The following is a 25,735-nucleotide window of genomic DNA, read 5'->3' on the forward strand; positions in this document are numbered from 1 at the left end:
AATACAGCCATGAAGACGCTCTCGTCAATGCCCCAAAACCTATCCGATGCCGAAAGGCAAGCAAGCAACTGTGGTTTGTATATTTCCAAGCTACAAGCTTTGTTGGCAGAAATCGAACCCCCATCTGAAAAATACAAAATGCTCCTGTCACTGTGTGATGCCCAAAAGCAGGCAAGAAACTGTGGTTTGGATATACCCAAGCTAGAAGCTTTGTTGGCAGAAATCGAACCCCTATCTGAAAAATACAAAATTATTTTCTATCTGGCGGCTACAGGTCTTTTTTCTGCGGATGACCTCGCTGAAATGTTCAATCATAGCAGCGGCAAAAATCTAAACGCAGATTTCAACAAAAATCTAGGATCCCATCTTAAGGATTACCTTGAGTTAGATGACAGTGATCGTCTGGGAATTACTTCCCTAAGAAGGATTCTCTTTAAAAAGGGCTATCTTGTTGACATTAATGACGATGAATTAGTGAGAGTTTTGCCAACACGCTACGCTGAAAATTCTCAATTAGAGCAGTCTTTTACTGTCAGACACAATTAGTGCGGATGAGAAGACCACCAATCAAGGAGATTGATTTAAAAATGGAAAACACAGAGTTATTGTGCGAGATACCAACATCGGTCACTCCCCGTGCTGACATTATTAATGATTTGTTAGCTCAACTAGACAATGAACAGGATAGCGATATCCGTGCTGAAATCATAAGGAAATTAGGGGAATATCCTGAGCCTCAAGTGATTAAAAAACTTTGGGATTTGAGAAATAATCTCGAAAACGAATCTGATGATTTTGTGCAGTACGAAATCAAGCTTAGTTTGCATAAAGTGACTAATCATCCTAGTATAAATATTGATTTTTTTCTGGATAACTTAGAGGTATTCCCATCAAAAGATAACAATTCTCAAGCTCCAAAAGTCTTAATTGACGCTGCTCTGATTGAAGAGTTTTTATTACGAAATCAGACGACTCTTAACAGTGAAGCTACTAGGGTTATGGGACTTGTTTTAGAGGGAAAAATTAATCCTTACTTTGGAGAAATGGGATTAATCAAAATTTGGCATAATATCAAAAATCTGAAATCTCAAGAATATGCCAATCGTTTGATCATTGAACTTCTGAGTAAAATTAACGTCGGTCAAGTTAACTTGAAAGAAATTGACCTAGAAAAATATCCCAACGTTAATTTAAAAACGGCAATTCAAGTTGAGATTGCCAGAAAGTATAGCCTAGCAGGTATTATCACCATCGCAGATCGAGAATTCATTGCCAGTGGATATCCTTTTGTGGGTTCTCCTTCCTTATTCTTACAGTTTTTAGGGGAAGATACCTCGCCAGCTTCTATCGAAAGAACTCTCAAAAATCTCGGTAAAGCGGCAATGGAAAATGAAAAAGTAAAACTCAATCAGCTTTTAGAAAACGAGCCTCAACAAAACTTATTCTTTGAAGATAATCTTTTCCTTTTTCAAGGCTGGAAAATTGAGAACTTTGAAATTCTCTGTGCCAATAACAATTTAACTTCTGCGACAGTTATCTTATGCAATACAAAAACCCAAGAGCGTTACACTGAATCGGCCTTTAAAAAAAGTTCAGTAGATGCACTTTTTACTGCTTTTAATGAGGCTCTAGCTCATTTAGTTGAGGTTAAACATACCCTTAAATCTATCTATTTAGCCAACTTGACACCGGGTCAACAAGGAGAAGTAACTGTCAAGGCGGTGGTTGAGTATGATGGTAAAGAAGTGATTACCATCTACACCCATGAAAATATTCTCAAGGCTTATTTTTTCGCCTACGTCAAAGCGATGATTGCCGTTTATGCACCCGATGAATATCACCCCGATATTCATAGCACGGAAGAATTGACATATTTGCACAAAATTGGCGAACGAGATTTTCGGGGACTGAATTTCAGCCAAGTCAATTTAATGGATGGTGAGGCCAATCTTTCCGATGCAAAATTGATGGGATGTAACTTCAGTAAGGCTAATCTTTTGGAGGTTAATTTAACTAATGCTGATTTAACAGGAGCCGATTTAAGTCATGCCAATTTGAGCAAAGCTGATTTAACAAGAGCCAATTTGAGCAAAGCTAATTTAACGGGAGCTAACTTGACCGATGTTAAATTAGATGAAAATAATCTAACCCTCCTTGATGGCACAATTTTGACTAACACAATTATGCCTGAAATTAACATTGAAATTAGCGGCGAATCCCGTTTAGAAAAGGTTGGTCAACTACTCAAACACATTGATCCTCAAAGTCAATCTCGAATCTTGGCCAGCAATTCCAAATTCAAACGGTAGTGTAGGATACAGAATTGATTTCGCTTCTGTCCCTCAAAATAGAGTGAACGAGTTGCCCATTGGGTTTTGCAGGAATGGAAGTCCAAGATTTGAGTTTTATAGGGATGCTGAGCTACTTCCACAGGGCTATCGCTGGCATGGTTGACCCGCGCAGTGCTAGCAATGCTACTCGCTACAGTCTAAAAGACGCGGTCTTGGGGGCATTTGCTAGCTTCTTTATGCAAAATGAATCCTTTCTAGAATATCAGCGTCAATTGAATAGTCGTTGTGGACGAGATAATGCTCAAAGTCTGTTTGGTCTGGTTAATATCCCGACCATAGAACAGATAAAGAATATTCTCGATAGAATAGCCGCAAAGCCTCTTTTTTCACCGTTCAAATGGATTTATCAAGGTCTGAGAGAACAAGGCTATTTGAGGCTGTTTACAGCCTTGGATGGCAACTTACTCGTCGCCCTAGATGGGACTCAGTACTATGATTCAGAGAAAATTAGTTGTCCTTGTTGCTCAACCCGCACCTCGAAACAGGGGAAGGTAACTTATCACCATCAAGCTATTTTGCCTGTAATTGTCTCTCCTGACCAAAAATCGGTCATTTCCTTGCCACCAGAATTTATCACTCCTCAAGATGGCAGTGAGAAACAAGACTGTGAGCAAAACGCGGCAAAACGCTGGATAGCGAGCCATGCGTCCTGGTTTGAAGGCCAGCCCATCACCCTCTTAGGCGACGACCTCTATAGTCGCCAACCGATGGCTGAATATTGTTTGGAACACCATTTCAACTTTATCTTTGTCTGTTTACCGTCCTCCCATCCGACTCTCTATGAGTGGGTTTCTTTCCTGGAGGCTAATCAAGAAGTCAAAACCACTCAACAGCGACGTTGGAATGGGCGATACTTTGAAATTTGGGACTATCGTTATCTCAATCAAGTCCCCCTGCGCGAACAACAACCCGCCTTACTGGTCAATTGGTGTGAGGTGACCGTTAAGCGCGAGTCGGATGGTCAACTTCTCTATCGCAATAGCTGGATTACTAACCACGACCTGACTCCCCAACGGGTCATTCTGGTCTGCGCTGCTGGACGGAGCCGTTGGCGAACCGAAAATGAGAATCACAATGTGCTCAAAACTCGGGGCTATCATTTGGAGCATAATTTTGGACATGGTCAGCAACATTTGTCCTCTTTTCTGTTGACCCTCAATCTCCTGGCTTTCTTATTTCATACTGTTCTGCATCTAGTCGATGAACGCTATCAACGGGCTCGGATGCAAAGGGGGACTCGCAGAGGCTTTTTTAACGATGTTCTTTGCTTAACCAAGTATCTGCTGTTTGAAGGCTGGCACCACCTTTTAGACTTTATGCTCGATGAGGCCATCCCTGTTACTCGCGTTAATTCTTCTTGATTTTGGATGGGGAGCTACAGGGCAAAAGCGTTTTGTATTCTGTATTCCTTGCTACATTCTGAATTTGGAATTGCTGAATCTTGGCTGTTCACTCCATGACAGATTCCATCTGGTGGGATAATCCCCTTGGTCAAAAATTCTGGGAAGTTAACAAAGAACTAATCAAAAGGGGGATTTCTATTCAACGAGTCTTTATTCTTCCTGAAGTTCCGACTCCAAAGCATTTACAAGTGATTCAGGAACAACTTAACTCTGGCATAGAAGTCGCTTGTATTTGTCAGGAAAAAGCCAAAGATGTTGAAGGCTATCCTTGGGATGATACCAACCTATTGATTAGCGAAAACTTATCTGTTCCCAGAAATTCTTTTACAGCGAGAAGAACTATGAATGGTCAAACAGAATCAGGTTATATTTCCTATCAAACAAGAGTTGTCGAGACAGATAAAAGTATCTTTAACGCTCTATGGGAAAAATCCGAAAAACTCTCTACTCAAGCTAATATTCAGGAACAATTAGCAAACCTGAATACCTGACCCCGAATTTTATTGTTTTATTAACTGATGCTCACAAGGCGATCGCTGTTTCTATTCTGTTTTGATAAAAAGCGATCGCTAAAAAGAAATTTCTCGGTCGTTTGTCACACAATCCTGAAGATATAAATCAATTAATTCCTGATAAGAAATTCCTTTTTCTTTTGCTTTTTTTTCAAAGAAATCAATGACATCAATCCTTAAAGGTAAAGTGACCTGCCGCTTGAGTTGTTGAGCAAAAGGATTAGGACGACTTTTCATATTAGCGAGATCATACTCTGATTTCATCAACAATAACCTCGATGAGGACAGTATAGTATTTTGGTTAAATTTAACGACTCAATTATAGTACATACAATCAAATTAACGATAGTTTGCTCTTAAAAAATTTTTCTCTCTCACCTCAGAAAAACTGCGATCGCCGTTCTAATTCTATTTTGATAAAAAGCGATCGCTTCCCCACAATCCCTAAAAAATAACCATAAAATTAATTAATAAGTGGGTAGGCGTTAAAAATTATCAGATGCCCCCTTATTAAGGGGGATCCCCCCGCCTATCGGCACCCCCCTTATCAAGGGGGGCAGGGGGGATCGAACCTAAAATCCATTATTAATTTAATTATAACCAGCCACTTAGAATATCGGAGAAAGACAAACATGATTATCGCTCAAGAAAAACCAACTATTGCGACAGTCACCAAAACCCCTGTCACTTTGGAAGCATATCGGGCGATCGCTGAAACTTCTCAGGAACGTTATGAATATTGCCATGGAGAAATGATTCTTATGCCTGGAGGAACCGCAACCCACAGCGCAATCGCGATCAATATCTCGGTTTTTTTGGGATTTTTATTGAGAGATAGGGATTTTCGTCTGTATAACAGCGATCTGCGGTTGTGGATTCCTGAATATCATTGTGGAACCTATACCGATCTCATGGTTGTTAACCATGAACCGGAATTTAACGGCGATCGCAAAGACGAAATTCTTAATCCTTTATTTATTGTAGAGGTGCTTTCCCCCGCCACAGAGGCCTATGATCGAGGTGATAAATTTAGAAAATATCGTTCCCTGTCAAGTTTTTGTGAATATCTGCTCGTTAGTCAAACTGAACCCTACATTGAGCAATATTTCAGACTCGCACAGAGCGATCGCTGGCAACTACAAACCTACGATCAACTTAGTCAAATAATCCCTCTGGAGAGTTTAAATGTTGAACTTCCCTTGCTAGAAATTTATCGTCGCGTTAGTTTTGCGGCAGCCTCATAAATCGCTTAATCCGATTAATACCCTTTCTATTTTGTTTGCATAAAAAGCGATCGCCCCACAGTAAAGAAGCGGTGAGAAGTAGTTCATTGGAACTACTCAGGATGGTTAGGCAGAGAATGATATTGAAAAATGCCAAATATACTGCCGACACTGCCGACACTTAGAATACTGCCAACACTGCCAATACTGAGAATACTGCCGACACTGCCAATACTGAGCATACTGCCGATACTAACCAGACTTAAAATACTGCTGGCACTAGCGAGACTTAAAATACTGCCAGCACTGCCTAAACTCAAGATACAGCGATAACTAGCTTTGCTCAGATAATTAAGACCAGAAATCATTTTAAATCGCGGAAAGATTGGGGAATAGTTAGGGAAGTATTTTGCCAAACCTGTTGTAAACGCATAGCCGGCATAGTTAGATACAGAATATCACCTTGATCGAGAGTAATTTCTAGTAATTGCCAACCGTGGATAGTTTGACCCTGTTTTTCTAGGTAAAGTGGCACAAAATCGGCATTCATCGCCGCTTCCTTGACAATTTGCCCCATGAAAGGATGATTAGGTGTGATTAATGTAGCCAAAGCAACCCAGAGGAGATCATCGGTCATGCCATTACCGAGAATTCTACCGCCCAAAGCGGCCGCAGCGAAGGAATAGGTAGCTAGATCCCGGGGACATAATACCGTATCAAAATCAAAAACCTCTTGAATCGATCGCCCGAATTGTTCCTGAGAGCAGCTTAAAACTAGATTAATTTTAGGAGCGATCGCTTTAGCAGTGAGGGCAATCTCCACATTAATCATATCCTCGTAAGTAACCACGATCAAAGATTCAGCGTTGTTAATATTAGCGGTTTCTAGGGTAGCCACTAGACGCGCATCCTCGATGATGACGGGGATTCCCCAGGAGCGCACGGAATGCAAAAATCGGTTATTGGGGTCCGATTCGATCACCACCACTTCACAGCCTTGGTCGTGCAATTGTCGCACGATCCGGGTGCCGATACCTCCTAAACCACAGATAATGTGATGATTGCGGACGGGAATGCGGGTAGCATCCCAAAACTGCTTAAAGCGACTACCGAGGATAAAATCGTTGAGGAGAGCATAACAGATACCGATAACCCCGGCACCGACAATCATCATGACCACGGTAAAAATTTTGATACTATCGGGGGTAGATTCGGCCACTTTTTCGTTACCTCCGGCGCCGGTAATCATCCCGACGGAGAAATAGAGGGAATCGACAAGGGAAATTTTTTGATTAACGCTGAGATAGGTAATGGTAGCAAGGGAAATCATCCCCAAGAGGGAAAGGGTGACAAGAATTACCGGTTGGACATAGTGCTGATAGGGACGAAGATTGAGCAGATTTCTCAGCCACTTTTGCAGTTTAAAACGCTGTTTTGCCTTAATTGTCGGTTTATTGCCGATAATCAGATGATCGCCAGTTTGGAGTTTTTTGCCTAAAAGAACTGCTGAAACCAGATCAATTTCGTCGTGAGCGGGGAGATAATAGATTAACATCCGGGCCGGATCGTCCCAAAGTTCGTAGAGGGGTAATCCCCACCAAGGATGATTTTCCTCAATAATTATCTCTTGAATTGGCCAAAGGCGATCGAATAGCTGTAATTGACCGATAGCTTTATTACCAAGGGCAGCAAAGGAAAAGATCGGGGCTGCTAGGGAAGCAACGCTCATGCTAACGTGAGCAGGGAGGGTTTGATCGAGTCTTTCTCCCAAAGTTTCGTTAAATAGTCGGTTAACTATCCGAATTTTCGGGTTAATTATTCTTGCGCGGGTGAGAATTTCTAGATTGAGTGCGTCGTTATCGATGGCCAAAACTAGGGTTTCTGCATCTGGAAGGCCAGCTTGCAGGAGAGTTTTAGGAGAGCAGGGATCGCCGATGATAATATCAGACTGGTATTCACAGACCATTTGGCGATCGCTAATCGCCACTACTGCCGCAGATTGTTGTTTGAGTAAACAAAAGATTTTATAACCCGTGCGACCTAATCCACAGACGATGATTTGCGGTTTCATTCGTCGAGCGCGTTTTTTGCTGATTAACCTTTCATTTCTAGCGCAAAAACTAGGAAAAATCTGTAACTAAAGCTGCAATATTGCCAATTTTCCTAATCAGGCTTTGAAGATGATAAAATAACCATCATCATTGATTTAATCACTTAGGTCTTGACTCGCTTTCTTTGGGATAAATTTAGTAAAGATTACCTCGAAACCTTTCTCTCTTCTTCCGGTGACGTGAAAACTAGCCTTGATGTGACGGCAGAAACTCAAGAAATTGATGTGTATTTTCGACCGACTTCCCCCAAAATACCGCCCGAATTAGGCTTATTGGGCAAATTAGCTCAAACCCCTTGTCTATTGGAACCCTATCGCAATCCTGTCACGATTGAGGGAATTCTCGCTTGTTTATCTAAACTGTTGACTGTGCGGGAACAATTACAAAGAGAAGCTCACCGTCATCAACAACCCTTATTAGCAGAAAATATGGCTCTTCGTTACTTGGTATGGTTCGATAGGGGGGCATAAATCGACTAAATCCTTATCTGGCAAGAGATTTAATTGATTAGTTCGCTCTAGATCAAAAACAATTGACAAAAATCGCCAAATATCTTTCTCTATAAGGGTTTCATCTCTTATAATCCTGTCCGTTGCATAAGACAAACCGAAGAACCGAAAATATTCCTAGACTATGGATACTAACTCCTACTGCCAGTCAGAGGATTATAACTGCTTTTTCCGCTCTCAATCATCCAGATTGGGGAGAAGGAATTTATTTTTTACCTCCAGCATTAACCACATCCCTTATTGTCCTGCATCAATTACCTGAAACCCCTGAAACCCTTTGGTTAAGATTATTAGGTAGAGGAGGAACCAGAACCAGAGCGATTGATGAATTAGAGGCCTTGTCTCCTAGTCATCCTTTTAAATCAGCTTCCTTAAAATTATTATACAATTTGAGTAGGAACTTGCAAGCCTTACCCAAAAGAACCCAGGAGGAGAGGAAATTTATTATGCGTTTAGCCCCTTTATACGAACAAGATAGAGAAGCAGCGATTCAAAAGGGCAGAATCGAAGGGATTCAAGAAGGGAGAATCGAGGGGATTCAAGAAGGAGAATTTAAAGTAGTGCTACGCTTGCTTAACCGACGTTTTGGTGAACTTCCCCCGAATATCACCGAAACTATCCAAAAACTCTCAGTAGAAAAATTAGAAGACTTAGGAGAAGCATTACTAGACTTTGAGAGTCAAGCTGACTTAATTAATTGGCTGAACTAATAAATAGGCTTTGAAGATGATAAAATAATCATCATCATTGATTTAATAACTTAGGTCTTGACTCGCTTTCTTTGGGATAAATTTAGTGAAAGACTACCTCGAAACCTTTCTCTCTTCTTCCGGTGACGTGAAAACTAGCCTTGATGTGACGGCAAAAACTCAAGAAATCGATGTGTATTTTCGACCGACTTCCCCAGAAATGCCGCCCGAATTAGGTTTATTGGGCAAATTAGCTCAAACCCCTTGTTTATTGGAACCCTATCGCAATCCGGTCACGATTGAGGGAATTCTCGCTTGTTTATCTAAACTGTTTACTGTGCGGGAACAATTACAAAGAGAAGCTCACCGCAATCAACAACCCTTATTAGCAGAAAATATCCCTAGACTATGGATACTAACTCCTACTGCCAGTCAGAGGATTATAACTGCTTTTTCCGCTCTCAATCATCCAGATTGGGGAGAAGGAATTTACTTTTTACCTCCAGCATTAACCACATCCCTTATTGTCCTGCATCAATTACCTGAAACCCCTGAAACCCTTTGGTTAAGATTATTAGGTAGAGGAGGAACCAGAAGCAGAGCGATTGATGAATTAGAGGCCTTGTCTCCTAGTCATCCTTTCAAATCAGCTGCCTTAAAATTATTATACAATTTGAGTAGGAACTTGCAAGCCTTACCAAAAATAACCCAGGAAGAGAGTAAATTTATTATGCGTTTAGCCCCTTTATACGAACAAGATAGAGAAGCAGCGATTCAACAAGGAGAAACCAAGGTAGTGCTACGTCAACTAAAGCGACGTTTTGGTGAACTTCCCCCGCATATCACTGAAACTATCCAAAAACTCTCAGTAGAAAAATTAGAAGACTTAGGAGAAGCATTGCTAGACTTTGAGACTCAAGCTGACTTAATCAATTGGCTTAATCAAGCCTAAAATCTTCGGGAAAGGTCATTTACAACTCCTCTAATTGTTTTCTTGAACTATCGGGAAATTGAGAGCTTTATTGAATAGGGGAAGGTCTTGGAAATTGGTTGCGCCATCTCCATTAAAATCTTGGCGTTGCTGATTTGAGTTCTGAACATTCTTTTGTGATATTTTTAAAACCTGGACTAAAACTAACTTTTGGATAGGACACACATTTGGCATTCATAGCTTGATTCAGCAACGCCGAATAATCTTATACTACTCCTAATCACTTCTTATCTCTTGACAATGACCTTAAAAACCGATCACGGTAAAAGCCATCCCGTCGGTGCGACTGTCTTGGCCGATGGTGTCAACTTCTCACTATTTTCTAAGTATGCCACTGCCATAGAATTATTATTATTTGATGATGCTAATTCTCCCGTACCTAGCCGGACTATTCTCCTCACCCCGCAAACAAACCGCACCTTTTTCTATTGGCATATTTTCGTTCACGGCATTGGAGTCGGTCAAGTGTATGCTTATCGAGTCTATGGTCCGGATAATCCGGCCCAGGGTCATCGCTTCGATCCTGATAAAGTAGTTCTCGATCCCTATGCGAAAGCGATTGTCGGTGCGGAAATTTATGATCGACAAGCTGCCAGCGAAAAAGGCGATAATTGTCATCGAGCTTTGCGGGGTCTGGTAGTGGATCCGGGCTGCTACGATTGGGAAGATGACGCACCGCTACGCACTCCCTACTCTGCCAGTGTTATCTACGAAATGCACGTCGGCGGCTTTACTCGTAACCCGAATTCCGGCGTTAGCGAGGAAAAAAGAGGTACTTTTGCGGGATTAATCGAAAAAATACCCTATTTGAAAAACCTAGGCATTACTGCCGTGGAATTGTTACCGATTCATTACTTTGATCCCGCTGCCGCTATGCCGGGGTTAACTAACTATTGGGGTTATAGCACGATCGGCTTTTTTGCGCCCCATGCCGGTTACAGTAGCGATCGCTCACCCCTGGGTCCTTTGAATGAATTTCGCGATCTGGTGAAAGCTTTACACAAAGCGGGGATCGAAGTGATTCTCGATGTGGTTTTCAATCATACCGCCGAGGGGGACGAAATCGGGCCGACTCTTTCCTTGAAAGGTATCGATAATCGCACCTACTACATCCTCGATGCAGAAGATAAAAGCATCTATAGCAACTATACCGGCTGTGGTAACACCCTCAAGGGCAGTCATCCGATTGTGGGCAAAATGATTCTCGATTGTTTGCGCTATTGGGTGTCGGAAATGCACGTCGATGGTTTTCGCTTTGACCTAGCGGCCGTATTATCGCGCAATGTGGACGGGGAACCGATCCTGCAAAAAGGTTATAACATGATCTGGGCGATCGAATCGGATCCGGTCTTAGCTGGGACAAAATTAATCGCCGAAGCTTGGGATGCGGCAGGATTGTATAGTGTCGGTCAATTTGTCGAATTTGCCGATTGGTTTTCCGAGTGGAATGGTCCTTTTCGGGATGATGTACGCGCTTTTGTCCGGGGAGATGCCGGCATAGTCAGCAAATTAGCGGCGCGGATTTTAGGAAGCCCCGACATATACCACAGACCCGATACCGATGTCAATAGAAGTATAAATTTTGTTACCTGTCACGACGGCTTTACCCTTAACGATCTAGTTTCCTACGACGAGAAACACAACGAGGCTAACGGCGAGGAGAATCGGGACGGTTGCAACGATAATTTTAGCTGGAATTGTGGGGTAGAAGGGGAAACCAATAACGAGAGGATTAAAACCCTGCGACTGCAACAAATAAAAAATCTCTTAACGATCCTGTTTATTTCCCAAGGAACACCTATGCTGTTGATGGGGGACGAAGTGCGACGCACCCAAAAGGGCAACAATAACGCCTATTGTCAGGATAACCAGTTAAGTTGGTTCGATTGGAGTGCGGTAGAGCAAGAGTTCGATCTTTGGTGTTTCGTAAGGAGACTGATCGATTTTAATAAAAAATTAGCTCTTTTCCGTCAGGAAAAATTGCTAGAAGTCACCTATACCAGTCTTGAACCCCATCTCAGTTGGCATGGCGTACAGTTGAGTAAACCCGATTGGTCGGAAGATTCCCACAGTTTAGCTTTTTCCCTGCGTCATCCCAAGGCGAACGAGTATTTACACATTATGCTCAACGCTTACTGGGAATCTCTCAACTTCCAGTTACCCCCCTTGGGACAAGGGGAAAAATGGCATCGCGTCATCGATACTGCTGGGCAATTGTCCGAGGCAGCCTGTGATTTAGATGCCGCCGCCGCTGTTGAATCGGAAACCTATCGGGTGCAGGCGCGTTCGGCGGTAGTTTTAATCGTTAAACCAGTATAACAAGAGGAGAGATATTGCCCGATCGAGCGATCTTGAATGCTTTAACTAATGAACAATGGCATCAATTCAATCGTCAAGTGGAAAAACGTTATTTATTTGCGGAGCAATAGCTGAAATGATGCGGCTTTCATTAGCGAAACGGGTATCGATTCTCTCTTTGTGTTTAATTGGCTTTTCCCTGCCTTCGACCACTTTCATTGTTTCACCGGTACAGGCGAACCTAGAACCGAATGCGATCGCTCTTGGTGATCCTGTTCGGGAAGAAAAGCAAGCTCGGCAGTTAGTAGAATGGTTGGGAACTAAACAATACGGTAAAGTTATTGCAGCTTTGTCACCCCAACTAAAACCCCTCTGGACTGCCGAAAAATTGCAAAAGGTCTGGGAAAGCCAGGTTACTGACAATACTGGACCGTTTAAGCGCATTGTCAAAACCAAGGTACTCGATGCTATCAATGCCAATTTGGTGATTGTCACCGTTGAATTTGAGAAACTCACTGAAGATGTGGTAATTACCTTTAACCGGTCTGGTCAGGTAATTGCCGCCGATTTTCCCGAATTTCGTAGTATTTCTGAGATTGGCGATGCTTTTGTCACGTCCTTGGCCAATAAAGACTACGGCCTGGCCCGAGGTTTTTTACACCCTTTCCTGAAAGCTGAGGTTTTCCCCACCAGAGTACAAGGTGCTTGGGAGAATTTACTTAAGCGTACCGGCCCCGTGCGTCGGATCGTGGGAACTCAGGTCAGAAAAGGCTCGGATACGGACGGTGTGGATCTGGTGTTGGTGACGATTCAATTTGAAAAACTGACGGATACCTTAATCCTCGTTTTTGATGATCAAAAGCAGATTGTCAACGTGGATTTCCCTTTAGGCAATTAGTAATCAGCCGAAATTACCCCGTAAATTGAGTTGGAGACGATAAGTTATGTTAGATAAAATCGAAGTTCCCATCGAAGCGATCGCAGCTAGGGAGATTCTAGACTCCCGCGGCCGTCCCACGATCGAAGCGGAAGTGCTATTAGAATCGGGGGCACTCGGTTTGGCCCAGGTTCCCAGTGGTGCTTCTACGGGTAGTTTTGAGGCCCACGAATTACGCGATGATGATCCCCAGCGTTACGGTGGTAAGGGTGTCCTGAAAGCGGTTCGCAATGTCCACGAAAAAATCGTCCCGGTTTTGGAGGGGATGAATGCTTTCGACCAAGCTAGTATCGATTTAGCGATGATCGATCGCGATGGCACGGCCAATAAACGAGAATTAGGGGCTAATGCTATCCTAGCCGTCTCTCTGGCTACGGCCAAAGCAGCGGCGGCGGATCTGGGATTGCCTCTCTATCGTTATCTCGGCGGTCCGATGGCCAATGTGCTACCCGTCCCGATGATGAACGTGATCAATGGTGGTTCTCACGCTGATAATAACGTCGATTTTCAGGAGTTTATGATCTTCCCCATCGGGGCCGATTCTTTTAAGGAGGGTTTGCGTTGGGGAGCGGAAGTATTCGCCGCTTTGGGTAAGGCCTTGCACGAACGCAAATTACTGACCGGTGTGGGCGATGAGGGCGGTTATGCTCCTAATTTGGCTTCAAATCAGGAAGCTTTGGATATTTTGATTGAATCGATCGAACGTGCTGGTTATAAACCGGGGTCGGAGGTGGCTTTGGCTATGGATGTGGCCGCCAGTGAATTCTATAAGGATGGTCAATACCTCTACGATGGTTCGGCCCATTCTCCCGCCGAAATGGTGGATTTTTTGGCCAGTTTAGTCGATCGCTATCCGATTGTTTCCATTGAAGACGGTTTACACGAGGAAGATTGGGATAACTGGAAATTATTGACCGATAAACTGGGGGCGCGGATTCAGTTGGTGGGCGATGATTTGATGGTGACTAATCCTATCCGTCTGCAAAAAGCGATCGATCTGGGTATTGCTAACTCGATCCTGATTAAGCTCAATCAGATCGGTTCTTTGACGGAAACCCTACAAACGATCGCCCTGGCTACCCGTCACGGTTATCGTTCTGTCATCAGTCATCGTTCTGGAGAAACGGAAGACACTACGATCGCAGATCTGGCGGTGGCTACTAATGCCGGACAGATTAAAACTGGTTCTCTCAGTCGCAGTGAACGGGTGGCTAAGTATAATCGCTTATTACGCATCGAAGCAGAATTAGGCGATCGGGCGGTGTACGCGCCGAAAGTCGGTTTGGGTCCAAAATTCTTGGCCTAAAATTTGCAAAAAGTCTTGCACTGATCGAAAAAGGGTGTTATACTAAAGAAACTGATAACTGATAACTGGTCACTGACTATTGTGGTACTTCGCTGAAACCCTTTTCGGCGAAGTATTTATTTTTGGCCTTTTTCTGCACGAAGGTATGATTTTGGGATCAAAGGTGTTATAGTAAAGGTACTGATAACTGATAACTGGTCACTGACTATTGTGGTACTTCGCTGGAACCTTTTTCGGCGAAGTATTTATTTAGGGTTTGCTGAAAAAGTACGGGCGAAGCATTCGGATAGAAAATCTCCGGTTTCACCGATAGGTTATTGCCCGAATGCTTCGCCCCTACAGGACGCGGGCCGATGAAGACGCGAGGTTTTGAACGACGATTCTCTCAAAATCTTGCACCTGTGGGAGCGAGAAAAGCCCCAAAACCCTTACTTTGCCTACATTTCACATTTATTCAGCAAGCCCTATTTAAGCTCAGTTCGGGTTAAACAGAGGGGGATAAAGCCCATTCCATGGTCAAGCTGAACTTATCGGGCGTTGTCGCCGTCAGCGCTAGGGAGTTTTTGGGGAAGGGAAAGCTTCCCGTCAGATTGCGACTTCCATTGATTTTTGTAAATAATAATTTCAAGGCACTTGCTACTAGCATAGGATAGAAACGTCGGATTTCTAGGATGGGGATGATGAAAGACAGTTCTATATTTCGACGTTTCCCACAGGTGTTCGCGGGTTTATCGGTGCTATCGATCGCTCTCGTCTTGAGTTCCTGGATAGCGGCACGCTCGTTCTTGGCGGTGAAACGGGCGAGCGATGTTTTTGTCGTCACTGGTTCGGCCAAAAGGGCGATTACATCCGATTATCTTCTCTGGCGTTTATCGGTTTCCAGTCAACAACCCAGCGCTCAGGATGCGTACCGGGATCTGATCCGGCAAACCGAGCGGATACGAGCTTATCTCAAAGAAAAACAAGTTCCCGAAGACGCAATCACCACCAACGCGATCGAGACGATGGCGATTCCCGAAGTAACAGCTAACGGCCAGGAAACCGGGCAAATTCTCGCCTATCGTCTCACCCAACGCTTCGAGATCCGAGCGAGCGATGTGGCCCGTTACACGGAACTTTCTAGGCAGGTAACGGAATTGATTGAGGAGGGAATTAACCTCGTCTCTGAACCTCCCCAATATCTTTATACCCAACTGGATAAGCTGCGGGTGGAAATGGTGGCGGCAGCGACCAAAGATGCGAGAGCGAGGGCTGAGGCGATCGCTAGTAGTACCGGCAGTCGGGTGGGAAGGGTGCGCGATGCGAAAACGGGAGTTTTTCAGATCACCTCGCGCAATTCCACTGACGTGAGCGATTCGGGAATTTACGACACTTCCTCGATCGACAAAGATATTACCGCAGTGGTTTCGGTGACGTTCGGGATCGAGTGAATTACACTCTTTACCTAGGGTTTGCTGAAAAAATCTAAAAACCTTGTTGGGTAAGACTTTTAGTTCAAGGGGTGACAGAGGGGCTACAAGCTAGATAGAGCGGGGGGTCTAGCCAAACGACCCCCTAAAGAAATAGAGTGGTTAGGACAACCACTCAAAATTTTAAAATGTTACCTTCATTCTATCAGGCTTGTTTACAGGCGAACCTTAGCGAGGCGAGCTATTTGACCTTACAGCTCCTAATCCTGCTCTTACAAAGTCATCGGATAGTCCAACTAGAGAAACTGGCCGCTCTTTTCCCGCAACCGATAACCTTTGAAAGTAGAAGACGGAATTTGCAGAGATTTCTTAAGCTCCCGCAACTAAACGTGAAACTCTTGTGGTTTCCTTTGATCAAACAGATCGTCAAGCTAGAATTTAGCGGAAAAAATAAAAATCGAGAGCCAAGAAGAAGGCTCAAAAAACTGAAACACGCGGGAAGATTATTAGTCGTCATAGATAGAACCGATTGGAAGGGTAGAAATTTATTCGTCGCCAGTGTGATTTGTGGTCGGAGAGCTTTGCCCGTATATTGGGTGTTACTGAATAAAAAAGGAAGTAGCGCTCTCGGGGAACCGAAAAAATTCCTCAAGCCAGTCTTAGGGTTGTTGAAACCCTATCCGCTCGTCGTAATGGGAGACCGTGAATTTCAGTCAGCGCAATTAGGGAAGTGGCTTGACGACAGAGGTGTAGCTTTTATCTTCCGTCAAAAGAAAAGTACCTACACGCGATTGAAAGATGGAGAAAACTATCAAGCCCTTTCCGAGTTAGAACCGAACCGGGGCGAGCGAAACTTCTTTCGGGGAGTGACCCACACGAAAAGCCATGAGATCGAGGGGTTCAACCTAGCAACTTATGGGAAAAGAGGTTATCGAACTAAAGGGTCTAAAGAGCCTTGGTATTTATTGACCAACCTAGAATCTTTAGAGATAACTCTCAAGTTATATAAATCTCGATTCGGGATTGAAGCGATGTTCAAAGATTGTCAAACGGGAGGATATAATCTTGAAAAAACGAAAGTGAGCGAGCCTCGCTTTCTCGCCTTAATTTTATTAATTGCTATCGCTTACTCTTTGAATACAACCCGTGGTCAAAATCTCAAGAAATCGGGAACTCGCGATTATATTTGTCGCTCCAAAGAAGCGAAACGCGGTCCGGAAAGACATAGCGATTTTTGGATAGGTACTTATGGGAGCTTCTGGATCGAGTCGATGGACGCGTACTCGGAACTCGCCTTTTCTTTGATCCGCCTCAAGCCAGGAAAACACCCTGATTTTTCTAGGGGTCTAACGGCTATGCGCCTTATCCAGCAAGCCTTTTAGTCGCCTTGTCACCCCTTGAAGACTTTTAGACTTTTTGTCAATCAAAAAGTACCAGGCATGGGAGTGATCAGGGGGAAAATCCCTGGACTTTTTCCCTGAAAATTAGGTAATTGGCCACCTCAAAACTGATAAAACCCCACACCCCACACCCCACACCCTGCCACCAGGAAAAACTTTTTCAGCATACCCTACCTAGGGGTGCATCTGATTTTTGTCAATCTACCCAGTGGGGATTTTTCCAAGGAAACTATCTTCTAAAATTCGCGCTTAATGGCGATTTTTTCCTCAATCCCGCCGCAGATTAGCTTTTGCAGTGGGATGCTTAGATGCGGTTGTTCATACATTCGTACTAATTTAAGGATGACTGATCATTGTTGATTGTCGTTATTTGTGCACATCTGAGATGCTCCCAGAAAGTCCGGACAAGCTAAGAGAAGATTTAGTTTCAATCTGGTCATGACAAAACTACCTGAAACTTCAGGAACTGTCCTTGCTATTATCTTTTTGGTTGTCAATCTTTCCCAACTGCTTCGGCAGTTTTTTTGGGCTTTTTTTGTCTTTCTGGCTTTTTTGCGAACAAATGAACTAAGATAGTCCTTCTCTTTAATAAAAATCATGTTTAAATTTGTTTTGCCTAAGTAAAACTTATCAATTGGGCGACAAATCAGTGGCATTCAATAGCATGATTTCTGGAGTGAATTTTTCAGCAGACCCTATCTGCAAGGAGAGAGTGAAACGGCTCTCTCCTTAATTATGGCTATTCGTCGTCGTCGCTGGCGCCAACTTGCTTGAGATGAATATGTTTTCTCCCCAAAGTAATTTCAAATTCATCTCCGGGTTTGAGTCCCATTTTTTTGGTGTAGGCCGAACCGATCAGGAGATTATTATTAGATTGGACACTGATCCGGTAGCTGGCCGAGCGCCCACCTCGTCCGTGACCATTGGCACTGCTATCTAAGTCAATTCCCTCGGCATCGATTAGAGCATTGAGAAATTTCATCATATTAACGCGTTCAATACCATTTTTTGTCATGGTATAGTAGCCGCATTCCCGGGCTTTTTCCTCTTTGCTGAGGTTGCCTAGCTGTTTAACTTTCTCAATTAGTTCGAGGCCAGTCAGGGGTTCTGGATTGGTAGTTGTGTTCATTTAAGTTCGCAGTAGATAAGTAACGGTTAGGGTCATCAAGGCTAGTCGAGGAGAATTGCTCCCCCTGACCAGAAACAATCGGGTTACGATTGATCTCTACACTTATCTTACACGGTATAAACTAAAAATTATCACTTGCTTGGGGAAATTGATTGTAATGGATTACACTCTATCTCTCGATCGAAATCTTAAGAGAATTTATCAATGTTGATCGAGATGCCGGGGTAAGGGAGGTTAGCCTTTCTCTCATCAATGAGAGCCGGGGTAGGATAGAGATCAAGAGGTAAAAATGAGGGATAATGAAGCTAACAACTAGGGGTCACTATAGTGTTAAAGCCTTGCTGGATCTTAGTTTACAACCGAGGGGGACTCCCGTATCGGTAAAATCGATCGCCCTGCGTCAAGATATCCCGGCTGCTTATCTAGAGAAATTGCTGATAGAAATGCGACGAGCGGGGTTAGTTCGTTCCTTTCGGGGATCGCAAGGGGGTTATCAGTTAGCTAGGCCGGCAAATCGTATCTCGTTGGGGCAAATTTTGGAGGCAGTGGGAGAGACGATCGAGCCATTATCAGGTTATCATCCCAGGGACGAACAGGCAGAAGATTGGGTGACATTTACTATCTGGAAACACCTCCACGAGAAATTAAAAGAGGCCCTGGGGAAGATTACCTTAGCGGATTTATACTACGATGCGCGTAGCTGGATCGCCGCTAGGGGAGAGGAAACCAGCTTTATTGTTTAGTAGTTTAGAAGTTATGACAGCAACAACACAAGCAAAGATTTATGGGGGAGGTTGTCACTGTGGAGCGATCCGTTTTCAAGTGGCGATCGAGCATGATCAAGCTCTAGACTGTAATTGTTCCATTTGTCAGAAAAAAGGCTTTTTGCATCTGATTGTTCCTTCAGCACAATTTACCCTCCTAAGCGGTGAAGATTTCTTAAGTACCTATACATTTAATACCCACACAGCCCAACATTATTTTTGTCGTGTTTGTGGTATCCATCCTTTCTATCGTCCCCGCTCCCATCCTGACGCTATAGATATAAACCTGCGCTGTTTGGATGGCAATGTCTTGGAAGATTTTCAGATCCAGTTCTTTGATGGAGCTAACTGGGAAGACAATATTGAGAAAATTCGGGATATCGATGGTAAAAGGGAGTAATTGTGAAGGAAACGGCAACGGCGATCATTTTAGTATTAGGGGCGGTTTTAGATTATCTGGTGGGCGATCCTTGGGGATGGATTCATCCAGTGCAGGTGATGGGGGCGATTATTGCTGTTGCCAGCAAAGTTATTCTTAATTGGACGCAGGAAAAAATTCGGCAACGTTTAGCGGGCATAATTCTGGGACTAGGTTTAATTATCTTGGCTGGGGTCTTAACTTGGCTAGGAATCCAATGGTTAGGTCAGGTCAATTTGCTGCTGAGTTGCCTAGTACAAGTGATTCTCTTGGCTAGTTGTTTAGCCGGTAGAAGTTTACGCAGGGCTGCCGAAACAGTCATCGCACCTTTACAAGCGGAAAATATCACCTTAGCTCGTTGCCAACTAAGTTTATACGTTGGTCGCGACACAGATAATCTCGGCCAGGAAGAAATCCTTCGCGCCCTATTAGAAACCGTCAGTGAAAATGGTGTGGATGGAGTTACTGCGCCGCTTTTTTATGCCCTTCTCGGTGCTTTTCTGGGGGTGGGACCGGTTCCCCTTGCTTGCGCTTATAAAGCCGCTAGTACCCTCGATTCGATGATTGGCTATCGTCGGCCGCCCTACACCCATATTGGCTGGTTTAGTGCTAAAAGCGAGGATGTTTTGACATGGCTACCCTGTCGTTTAACGGTCTTAACTCTCGCCCTAATTTCGGGCTGGCCGGGGCGGGTTTTAAGCATTTGTTGGCGCGATGCCCGTCGGGATCCTAGTCCTAATTCCGGTTGGAGTGAATGCGTCTATGGGGCGATTTTGGGGGTGCAATTGGGGGGGAAAAATCAATACCGGGGCCAGATTGTGGAAAAACCTTTATTGGGCGATAACCTCCACCCGATTACCGTCAAAACCGTCGAACAGGCTTGGCATTTAACTCGTACTTGTGTATTACTTTGGTTGGCGATCGCTGTTAGCTGCTTAGTTGCTAGAGATTTTGCTCAATTTTAGCGACCAGAGGCGACGGCTTTGACGGGATTGACGCTGCCAGTAACGGATAATCAGGGAGAAGGTCAAGAATAGGGATTGCAGTATCTGTATCTGTCCGCAGAGGCGTTGATAGTTTTGTCGGAGATGATAGGTTTTCGCCCCGGCGATGACAATATATTCGGGGGCGGGGTAAAAAATGTGGTGTAAACGTCGTTCCACCCGGTTTAAAATTTTGGTCACTCGCCCTAAAATCCGCCGCAATTGCCACAATTTCCAGACTAGAAAGCAATTAAATAAAGTTAAGCCTAGATTGAAGCCGAGGACAAAAAAGAACATGATCGAGGCGATGGTCGAGTTATGCCAATTTTAGCCTAGATTCCCCACTTCAAAGTGTAGGGGAGAGAAATCTAATACTAAATCCGTTGAGTAACGCACAGAAAACGGGTTTCTCGGAGAAACCCGTTTTCTACTCATGCAAAAGGCAAAGATTTAGCGTCCGAGGGCGTGTAATCCGTTAATCATTTCGGCACAGCGCTCGGTAACTGTCTGTAAAGCTTCTCTTTTGCTAGAAATCGGTGGCGGCAGCACCTCGCCGATGCGAATAGTTAAGGGGATACTATGGGGAAAAGAAGAACCTTTTTGAAAAATCTTTTCTGTCCCCCACAAACTGACGGGTAACAGGGGAACTCCCGCTTTAGCGGCAATCATCGCCGCGCCTAGTTTTGGTTGATGGATCAATCCGTCCTCGGTGCGGGTTCCCTCCAGAAACACTCCTACTGCCCAGCCCGCTGCTAAGGCTGCCATCGCCGCCCGAATTGCCCCGCGATCACCACTGCTGCGTTTGACGGGATAGGCCCCGTAAAGAGCGATCGCCTGTTTTAAAATCGGGATGGTAAATAATTCTTCTTTAGCCATATAAGCTACGGGACGACGCACGGCACAGGATAATAGAGGTGGATCGAAGTAACTGGCGTGATTGCAGACGATAATCAGAGGATGACGCCGGGGGACATTTTCCACTCCGTAAATGCGGCCGCGGAAATAGCCGTGTAGGGTTGGGCTAACGATCGACCATTTAAAGAGATGATATAAAACTAAACTGGCAAAAGGTTCTCGCTCTTGAGGCTGGTTCATCGGAAATTTTGGGTCTGAAACCCCGCCGTTCTACGGCGGCTTTACGTTAGAATTAAAAGGCCAGTCTCGAAAACCAAGTGGACGGCGCAGCACCTTGAAAACTCGGCTTAGGGGGTTCCGACCAGAAAAGCTTGGCCGGGTAAAAAGTCGCGCGCAACAAGTACAAGAAGCTATAGGCGGTCAACGTACCGTGGGACACACGGAATCGGGCTTCTGAAATGGGGCGAAAGTCTGTGGACTCTGTGTAAGACAGTACATGGTTTTTTAACTGTGGTATGCGACGGTGGTGGAAGCAGAAACTTAAATCGTGAGGTTTAGGAATCGCCGCACTTTTAGGGCGGCGAGGATGTCAAGACTGACAATTGTTCCCTAGACATGGAAAAGCCCTTGGGAGTCTTGCCGTGTTTCGACCCCAAGGACTTTGCTTTCTTCTCACTCCTCACACAATTGAAATATATAACAATTTATGGGTTAGGGAAAGGTTAAGCGTGCCGCTTTCTTAACTGGCATAATTACTTACCTAGGGTTTACGGCAAAAAGTTTTTCCTAGGGGTAGGGTGTAGCCCCCCCAACCCCCACCCCCCCTGCCCCCCGACATCGGGGGGTGTCGGGTTTTACCGATTTTCAGGTGGTCAATTACCTCATTTTCGATGGTAATTAATTTTGCTTAGGTACTGAAAAAAAGTTGGGTTAAAATATAAAGGCCAAATCTAGTCAGAAAAAGAGATTTATGGAAAAACAGGTAAATTGTGCTGTAGATTGCCTAAATGGTTGTATTTTAGGCGATCGATGCCCCAATCAAGCCCATGCCGCCGAAGCAGCCAAATTTATTGCCGAAACTTCTTTGGAAAAGATGTTAGAAATGGCAGAAGCCGCTAGACTGAAAAAACTGACGCAACCGACTCAATGGATTATTCCCGTTGACATCCTCGCCGCCGTAAAACGGACGGCGATTCCCAAACCTCACGATTTGGGTTTCTGCTTCTTTACCGAAGGATTTTTCGCACCTGCCTTAACAGATTTACTCTGTTCTGGTCTTATGGTCGCTCTACAGACTGACACCGCAAGCCCTGCGGCCAAAATATTTTTAAGTAGTCATGCAAAATTAATTACCTGCCCGATCGAGCTAAAACCCTTACGGGGCAATGATCGTCATGTGTAAATAATTTTGCCTAGGTACTTACTAGCGTTAACATCTCGGTCATGGTGAGTCCCACAGTCTTGACAGTCCCATTCTCGAACATTTAACGGCATTTTTTCAGCAATATACCCGCAATTACTACATCTTTTAGAGCTAGGAAACCATCTATCTATTTCGATGTAATTTCTGCCATGCCAACGGCATTTGTAGGCTAATTGTCGAGTGATTTCTCCCCAGCTTACATCAGATATTGCCTGAGATAATTTCGGGTTTTTGACCATATTCTTGACGGCTAAATTCTCAACCACAATCGTTTGGTTTTCACGAACTAATTGAGTGGTTAGCTTATGTAAATGGTCTTTTCTGCTATCGGTGATTTGAGCGTGAATCTTGGCTACTTTGATTCTTGCCTTTTCCCGATTTTTTGACCCTTTCTGTTTTCTAGAAAGATTTTTCGATGCTCTTCGCAGTCTCCGATAATGCTTTTTAAAATGCTTAGGATTAGATACTTTGTCACCATCGCTAGTAATCAGAAGGCTACTAATTCCTAAGTCAATTCCGATGGCTTTATCTGTTACTGGTAGAGGCTTAATCGTTGGGTCATCAAATCTAATTGAGATATGCCAACGTCCTGCAGGGTAATCGCGCGTTGACCGAGCCCTTGAATTCCGAGAAGTTAGTCTAAATTTTGGCGTTTGTTCCGATTCTATCCGAGTAATTTTCCGAAATTTAGGGGGTTTCTAATCCTCGAAAACCGATGAACTCAGAAGGAACTTTATCTACTGGGTTCTTTCATTCCAGACTGGATTGGTCGCAACGCGCTCGCTGCGCGAGAACGCTCACAAGTCTAATTGACACCTCCTTTTTCAGTCAACCGCACTGGCCTCCAAGATTTTTACCATGAAATTATCATCCATGCTCGCCCTATAACGTTTCATTTTCAGACTCATTTTCGAGGGCTCCTGCTTCAACAAATTCACACTTAAACGGCGCAACAGACCTAGGTTTTCCGCTCCATGCCCCAGACGAACCCGACTGGCATCTTCATTAAAGGTAACATCGAGTACCCAATGGAGACTATTTTCAATACTCCAATGTCCGCGAATCACCTCGGCGTGTTTTTGGGCATCCGCTGCTAAACTACTGATGAAGAAGCGAATTTCTGTAGTAGTTTTATTCCATAATTGGCGGACACTGCGAACCATGACTACGGTGGTTAGGCCAGGCCACAGACTCTGCCGATGCAGGGGCGGTAATTGGGACACCGGCACCACCCAAATTTGACGGGTTTCGATCCGGTGATGCCCCGACTCCACCTTTTCGTGGTAGCTGTATTCAATCCCTTGCCAATCCCCGGCTATAGCTTGGTCAAACCAGCCTTCTACTTGTTGAAAGAGCTTGCCCTGATTGCCTTTGAGGGCTAAGACGTCATCTCCGCCCCCAGACTTGATTTGTTGGGCAATTTCCGTCTGGGTTCCCATGGCATCCAAAGTGACTATCGCTCCCTTGAGATTGAGCAATTGCACTTCTGAGCGGCACGGCGGTAATTTCATTGGATTTACTGTCCACTTTTTCTTGGGCTAAGACTAACCCATGTTCGCTACTCCAAGCACTTACTGTGTGCAAAGCCTTTAGTTTCTTTTCACGGTCATAGGAACCCTTGGCGGTTTTCCCATCTATGTGGATTAGTTCTAGGTTCAATTTTTCGGTGATTTCCCCGATCCACCCTAGGAATCCCGACCTTAATTGCTCGGGTTCTAGCATTCCTAAGACTCGACCCAAGGTGTCGTGGGAAGGTATCCCATTGGGTAATTCCAAAAAGGTTTTCAACCAGGATTGTTCAAGGGGTGACAAGGCGACTAAAAGGCTTGCTGGATAAGGCGCATAGCCGTTAGACCCCTAGAAAAATCGGGGTGTTTTCCTGGCTTGAGGCGGATCAAAGAAAAGGCGAGTTCCGAGTACGCGTCCATCGACTCGATCCAGAAGCTCCCATAAGTACCTATCCAAAAATCGCTATGTCTTTCCGGACCGCGTTTCGCTTCTTTGGAGCGACAAATATAATCGCGAGTTCCCGATTTCTTGAGATTTTGACCACGGGTTGTATTCAAAGAGTAAGCGATAGCGATTAATAAAATTAAGGCGAGAAAGCGAGGCTCGCTCACTTTCGTTTTTTCAAGATTATATCCTCCCGTTTGACAATCTTTGAACATCGCTTCAATCCCGAATCGAGATTTATATAACTTGAGAGTTATCTCTAAAGATTCTAGGTTGGTCAATAAATAAGTAGTCATGCAAAATTAATTACCTGCCCGATCGAGCTAAAACCCTTACGGGGCAATGATCGTCATGTGTAAATAATTTTGCCTAGGTACTTACCAAGGCTCTTTAGACCCTTTAGTTCGATAACCTCTTTTCCCATAAGTTGCTAGGTTGAACCCCTCGATCTCATGGCTTTTCGTGTGGGTCACTCCCCGAAAGAAGTTTCGCTCGCCCCGGTTCGGTTCTAACTCGGAAAGGGCTTGATAGTTTTCTCCATCTTTCAATCGCGTGTAGGTACTTTTCTTTTGACGGAAGATAAAAGCTACACCTCTGTCGTCAAGTCACTTCCCTAATTGCGCTGACTGAAATTCACGGTCTCCCATTACGACGAGCGGATAGGGTTTCAACAACCCTAAGACTGGCTTGAGGAATTTTTTCGGTTCCCCGAGAGCGCTACTTCCTTTTTTATTCAGTAACACCCAATATACGGGCAAAGCTCTCCGACCACAAATCACACTGGCGACGAATAAATTTCTACCCTTCCAATCGGTTCTATCTATGACGACTAATAATCTTCCCGCGTGTTTCAGTTTTTTGAGCCTTCTTCTTGGCTCTCGATTTTTATTTTTTCCGCTAAATTCTAGCTTGACGATCTGTTTGATCAAAGGAAACCACAAGAGTTTCACGTTTAGTTGCGGGAGCTTAAGAAATCTCTGCAAATTCCGTCTTCTACTTTCAAAGGTTATCGGTTGCGGGAAAAGAGCGGCCAGTTTCTCTAGTTGGACTATCCGATGACTTTGTAAGAGC

At 44.3% G+C, this 25,735-nt stretch carries 23 protein-coding genes and 9 pseudogenes; 18 read left to right on the forward strand and 14 right to left on the reverse strand.

Annotated elements, in window-relative coordinates; translation table 11 throughout:
* The first annotated feature begins 27 nt into the window (after window positions 1–27).
* The 4 genes and pseudogenes from VL20_RS23535 to VL20_RS23550 form a co-directional block, all read left to right on the forward strand.
* On the forward strand, window positions 28–546 hold the full coding sequence (locus tag VL20_RS23535; protein ID WP_052277995.1) for a hypothetical protein: 519 nt from the start codon (window positions 28–30) through the stop codon (window positions 544–546).
* Between the two features lie 41 nt (window positions 547–587).
* Window positions 588–2,294 (forward strand): annotated as a pseudogene (locus tag VL20_RS23540) (pentapeptide repeat-containing protein); the annotation flags it as partial.
* An 89-nt stretch (window positions 2,295–2,383) separates the two neighbouring features.
* Window positions 2,384–3,712: a hypothetical protein gene (locus VL20_RS23545; RefSeq protein WP_052275264.1), complete on the forward strand. Its 1,329-nt coding sequence runs from the start codon at window positions 2,384–2,386 to the stop codon at window positions 3,710–3,712.
* A 77-nt stretch (window positions 3,713–3,789) separates the two neighbouring features.
* A pseudogene (locus VL20_RS23550) lies at window positions 3,790–4,245 on the forward strand (pentapeptide repeat-containing protein); the annotation flags it as partial.
* Window positions 4,246–4,323: 78 nt separating this feature from the next.
* Here VL20_RS23550 and VL20_RS23555 read toward each other — a convergent pair.
* Entirely contained in the window at window positions 4,324–4,530 is a 207-nt protein-coding gene (locus tag VL20_RS23555) for a UPF0223 family protein (protein WP_002740011.1), read from the reverse strand.
* A gap of 368 nt (window positions 4,531–4,898) precedes the next feature.
* Between VL20_RS23555 and VL20_RS23560 the strand changes: the two genes are divergently transcribed.
* Window positions 4,899–5,510, forward strand: coding sequence for a Uma2 family endonuclease (locus VL20_RS23560; RefSeq protein ID WP_052277997.1), 612 nt, complete (start codon window positions 4,899–4,901; stop codon window positions 5,508–5,510).
* Between the two features lie 92 nt (window positions 5,511–5,602).
* Here the strand turns inward: VL20_RS23560 and VL20_RS23565 are convergent, their stop codons facing one another.
* Both VL20_RS23565 and VL20_RS23570 read right to left on the reverse strand, forming a co-directional pair.
* Window positions 5,603–5,857, reverse strand: coding sequence for a hypothetical protein (locus VL20_RS23565; RefSeq protein ID WP_052277998.1), 255 nt, complete (start codon window positions 5,855–5,857; stop codon window positions 5,603–5,605).
* A complete protein-coding gene (locus VL20_RS23570) occupies window positions 5,854–7,560 on the reverse strand; it encodes a potassium channel family protein (RefSeq protein WP_052277999.1) in 1,707 nt (568 codons plus the stop codon). The genes VL20_RS23565 and VL20_RS23570 overlap by 4 nt, the downstream gene beginning before the upstream one ends.
* A 150-nt stretch (window positions 7,561–7,710) precedes the next feature.
* On the opposite strand from VL20_RS23570, the pseudogene VL20_RS23575 reads away from it, so the two are divergent.
* Window positions 7,711–8,019: pseudogene (locus tag VL20_RS23575) on the forward strand (DUF4351 domain-containing protein); the annotation flags it as partial.
* Here VL20_RS23575 and VL20_RS33915 read toward each other — a convergent pair.
* Window positions 8,017–8,205, reverse strand: coding sequence for a hypothetical protein (locus VL20_RS33915; protein ID WP_128575289.1), 189 nt, complete (start codon window positions 8,203–8,205; stop codon window positions 8,017–8,019). The pseudogene VL20_RS23575 and the gene VL20_RS33915 overlap by 3 nt on opposite strands.
* An 11-nt stretch (window positions 8,206–8,216) precedes the next feature.
* Between VL20_RS33915 and VL20_RS23580 the strand changes: the two are divergent.
* From VL20_RS23580 to eno, 5 genes and pseudogenes are all read left to right on the forward strand, one after another.
* A pseudogene (locus tag VL20_RS23580) lies at window positions 8,217–8,819 on the forward strand (DUF4351 domain-containing protein); the annotation flags it as partial.
* A 57-nt stretch (window positions 8,820–8,876) separates the two neighbouring features.
* Window positions 8,877–9,750 (forward strand): annotated as a pseudogene (locus VL20_RS23585) (DUF4351 domain-containing protein).
* A gap of 279 nt (window positions 9,751–10,029) precedes the next feature.
* On the forward strand, window positions 10,030–12,108 hold the full coding sequence (gene glgX, locus VL20_RS23595; RefSeq protein WP_052278002.1) for a glycogen debranching protein GlgX: 2,079 nt from the start codon (window positions 10,030–10,032) through the stop codon (window positions 12,106–12,108).
* A 115-nt stretch (window positions 12,109–12,223) separates the two neighbouring features.
* The gene (locus tag VL20_RS23600) at window positions 12,224–12,985 is read left to right on the forward strand and encodes a DUF3887 domain-containing protein (protein WP_052278003.1); all 762 of its coding nucleotides are present in this window, start codon (window positions 12,224–12,226) and stop codon (window positions 12,983–12,985) included.
* Window positions 12,986–13,031: 46 nt separating this feature from the next.
* Window positions 13,032–14,330, forward strand: a complete 1,299-nt coding sequence (eno, locus tag VL20_RS23605) for a phosphopyruvate hydratase (protein ID WP_004161573.1) — start codon at window positions 13,032–13,034, stop codon at window positions 14,328–14,330.
* 484 nt (window positions 14,331–14,814) lie between these two features.
* On the opposite strand, the gene VL20_RS33250 is transcribed toward eno, so the two are convergent.
* A complete protein-coding gene (locus VL20_RS33250; protein ID WP_284526200.1) occupies window positions 14,815–15,153 on the reverse strand; it encodes a hypothetical protein in 339 nt (112 codons plus the stop codon).
* Between VL20_RS33250 and VL20_RS23610 the strand changes: the two genes are divergently transcribed.
* Window positions 15,065–15,760 (forward strand): SIMPL domain-containing protein, encoded by a 696-nt coding sequence (locus VL20_RS23610; protein ID WP_284526187.1) that lies wholly within the window; start codon window positions 15,065–15,067, stop codon window positions 15,758–15,760. The genes VL20_RS33250 and VL20_RS23610 overlap by 89 nt on opposite strands.
* 167 nt (window positions 15,761–15,927) lie before the next feature.
* A complete protein-coding gene (locus tag VL20_RS23615; RefSeq protein WP_052276899.1) occupies window positions 15,928–17,121 on the forward strand; it encodes an IS4 family transposase in 1,194 nt (397 codons plus the stop codon).
* Here VL20_RS23615 and VL20_RS31935 read toward each other — a convergent pair.
* A pseudogene (locus tag VL20_RS31935) lies at window positions 17,086–17,275 on the reverse strand (hypothetical protein). The gene VL20_RS23615 and the pseudogene VL20_RS31935 overlap by 36 nt on opposite strands.
* A 260-nt stretch (window positions 17,276–17,535) precedes the next feature.
* Between VL20_RS31935 and VL20_RS30260 the strand changes: the two are divergent.
* Window positions 17,536–17,715 (forward strand): annotated as a pseudogene (locus tag VL20_RS30260) (transposase); the annotation flags it as partial.
* A 163-nt stretch (window positions 17,716–17,878) separates the two neighbouring features.
* Here the strand turns inward: VL20_RS30260 and VL20_RS23625 are convergent.
* Complete coding sequence (locus VL20_RS23625) at window positions 17,879–18,268, reverse strand: AbrB family transcriptional regulator (protein ID WP_002737568.1); 390 nt, start codon at window positions 18,266–18,268, stop codon at window positions 17,879–17,881.
* Window positions 18,269–18,567: 299 nt separating this feature from the next.
* Here VL20_RS23625 and VL20_RS23630 point away from each other — a divergent pair, with 299 nt between their 5' ends.
* Genes VL20_RS23630 through cbiB form a run of 3 tightly spaced genes read left to right on the forward strand, consistent with a single transcriptional unit; the run spans window position 18,568 to window position 20,415 of the window.
* Window positions 18,568–19,011 (forward strand): Rrf2 family transcriptional regulator, encoded by a 444-nt coding sequence (locus tag VL20_RS23630; protein WP_002738021.1) that lies wholly within the window; start codon window positions 18,568–18,570, stop codon window positions 19,009–19,011.
* Window positions 18,959–19,432, forward strand: coding sequence for a GFA family protein (locus VL20_RS23635; protein WP_128575290.1), 474 nt, complete (start codon window positions 18,959–18,961; stop codon window positions 19,430–19,432). Before VL20_RS23630 ends, VL20_RS23635 begins: the two co-directional genes overlap by 53 nt.
* 2 nt (window positions 19,433–19,434) lie before the next feature.
* A complete protein-coding gene (gene cbiB, locus VL20_RS23640; RefSeq protein WP_052278006.1) occupies window positions 19,435–20,415 on the forward strand; it encodes an adenosylcobinamide-phosphate synthase CbiB in 981 nt (326 codons plus the stop codon).
* On the opposite strand, the gene VL20_RS23645 is transcribed toward cbiB, so the two are convergent.
* Window positions 20,386–20,730: a hypothetical protein gene (locus VL20_RS23645; protein ID WP_052278007.1), complete on the reverse strand. Its 345-nt coding sequence runs from the start codon at window positions 20,728–20,730 to the stop codon at window positions 20,386–20,388. The two genes, cbiB and VL20_RS23645, sit on opposite strands and share 30 nt — an antisense overlap.
* Window positions 20,731–20,883: 153 nt before the next feature.
* Complete coding sequence (locus tag VL20_RS23650; protein ID WP_052278008.1) at window positions 20,884–21,528, reverse strand: lysophospholipid acyltransferase family protein; 645 nt, start codon at window positions 21,526–21,528, stop codon at window positions 20,884–20,886.
* Between the two features lie 730 nt (window positions 21,529–22,258).
* On the opposite strand from VL20_RS23650, the pseudogene VL20_RS33255 reads away from it, so the two are divergent.
* Window positions 22,259–22,453: pseudogene (locus tag VL20_RS33255) on the forward strand (hypothetical protein); the annotation flags it as partial.
* A gap of 38 nt (window positions 22,454–22,491) precedes the next feature.
* On the opposite strand, the pseudogene VL20_RS30265 reads toward VL20_RS33255, so the two are convergent.
* The 5 genes and pseudogenes from VL20_RS30265 to VL20_RS33925 form a co-directional block, all read right to left on the reverse strand.
* Window positions 22,492–23,388 (reverse strand): annotated as a pseudogene (locus tag VL20_RS30265) (RNA-guided endonuclease InsQ/TnpB family protein).
* A gap of 147 nt (window positions 23,389–23,535) precedes the next feature.
* A complete protein-coding gene (locus VL20_RS23665) occupies window positions 23,536–24,150 on the reverse strand; it encodes an ISAs1 family transposase (RefSeq protein WP_052277051.1) in 615 nt (204 codons plus the stop codon).
* The gene (locus tag VL20_RS33260; RefSeq protein WP_284525904.1) at window positions 24,098–24,499 is read right to left on the reverse strand and encodes an ISAs1 family transposase; all 402 of its coding nucleotides are present in this window, start codon (window positions 24,497–24,499) and stop codon (window positions 24,098–24,100) included. The genes VL20_RS23665 and VL20_RS33260 overlap by 53 nt, the downstream gene beginning before the upstream one ends.
* A gap of 29 nt (window positions 24,500–24,528) precedes the next feature.
* Window positions 24,529–24,960, reverse strand: coding sequence for a hypothetical protein (locus tag VL20_RS33920; RefSeq protein WP_369800420.1), 432 nt, complete (start codon window positions 24,958–24,960; stop codon window positions 24,529–24,531).
* A gap of 309 nt (window positions 24,961–25,269) precedes the next feature.
* Window positions 25,270–25,614 carry a hypothetical protein gene (locus tag VL20_RS33925; protein ID WP_369800421.1) on the reverse strand — a complete coding sequence of 115 codons (345 nt, stop codon included), beginning with the start codon at window positions 25,612–25,614 and terminating at the stop codon, window positions 25,270–25,272.
* Between the last annotated feature and the right edge of the window lie 121 nt (window positions 25,615–25,735).

The organism is Microcystis panniformis FACHB-1757 (assembly GCF_001264245.1).
Lineage (GTDB): Bacteria > Cyanobacteriota > Cyanobacteriia > Cyanobacteriales > Microcystaceae > Microcystis > Microcystis panniformis.

Bases quoted from the DNA above. Each gene is read 5' to 3' on its own strand.
- VL20_RS23600 (WP_052278003.1), top strand. From the start codon at position 12,224: ATGATGCGGCTTTCATTAGCGAAACGGGTATCGATTCTCTCTTTGTGT.
- glgX (WP_052278002.1), top strand. From the start codon at position 10,030: ATGACCTTAAAAACCGATCACGGTAAAAGCCATCCCGTCGGTGCGACT.
- VL20_RS23630 (WP_002738021.1), top strand. From the start codon at position 18,568: ATGAAGCTAACAACTAGGGGTCACTATAGTGTTAAAGCCTTGCTGGAT.
- VL20_RS23650 (WP_052278008.1), bottom strand. From the start codon at position 21,528: ATGAACCAGCCTCAAGAGCGAGAACCTTTTGCCAGTTTAGTTTTATAT.
- VL20_RS23560 (WP_052277997.1), top strand. From the start codon at position 4,899: ATGATTATCGCTCAAGAAAAACCAACTATTGCGACAGTCACCAAAACC.
- VL20_RS23565 (WP_052277998.1), bottom strand. From the start codon at position 5,857: ATGATTTCTGGTCTTAATTATCTGAGCAAAGCTAGTTATCGCTGTATC.
- VL20_RS23635 (WP_128575290.1), top strand. From the start codon at position 18,959: ATGCGCGTAGCTGGATCGCCGCTAGGGGAGAGGAAACCAGCTTTATTG.
- eno (WP_004161573.1), top strand. From the start codon at position 13,032: ATGTTAGATAAAATCGAAGTTCCCATCGAAGCGATCGCAGCTAGGGAG.
- VL20_RS23665 (WP_052277051.1), bottom strand. From the start codon at position 24,150: ATGGGAACCCAGACGGAAATTGCCCAACAAATCAAGTCTGGGGGCGGA.
- VL20_RS23615 (WP_052276899.1), top strand. From the start codon at position 15,928: ATGTTACCTTCATTCTATCAGGCTTGTTTACAGGCGAACCTTAGCGAG.
- VL20_RS23570 (WP_052277999.1), bottom strand. From the start codon at position 7,560: ATGAAACCGCAAATCATCGTCTGTGGATTAGGTCGCACGGGTTATAAA.
- VL20_RS23545 (WP_052275264.1), top strand. From the start codon at position 2,384: ATGGAAGTCCAAGATTTGAGTTTTATAGGGATGCTGAGCTACTTCCAC.
- VL20_RS23645 (WP_052278007.1), bottom strand. From the start codon at position 20,730: ATGTTCTTTTTTGTCCTCGGCTTCAATCTAGGCTTAACTTTATTTAAT.
- VL20_RS33920 (WP_369800420.1), bottom strand. From the start codon at position 24,960: ATGACTACTTATTTATTGACCAACCTAGAATCTTTAGAGATAACTCTC.
- VL20_RS23625 (WP_002737568.1), bottom strand. From the start codon at position 18,268: ATGAACACAACTACCAATCCAGAACCCCTGACTGGCCTCGAACTAATT.
- VL20_RS23535 (WP_052277995.1), top strand. From the start codon at position 28: ATGCCCCAAAACCTATCCGATGCCGAAAGGCAAGCAAGCAACTGTGGT.
- VL20_RS23555 (WP_002740011.1), bottom strand. From the start codon at position 4,530: ATGAAATCAGAGTATGATCTCGCTAATATGAAAAGTCGTCCTAATCCT.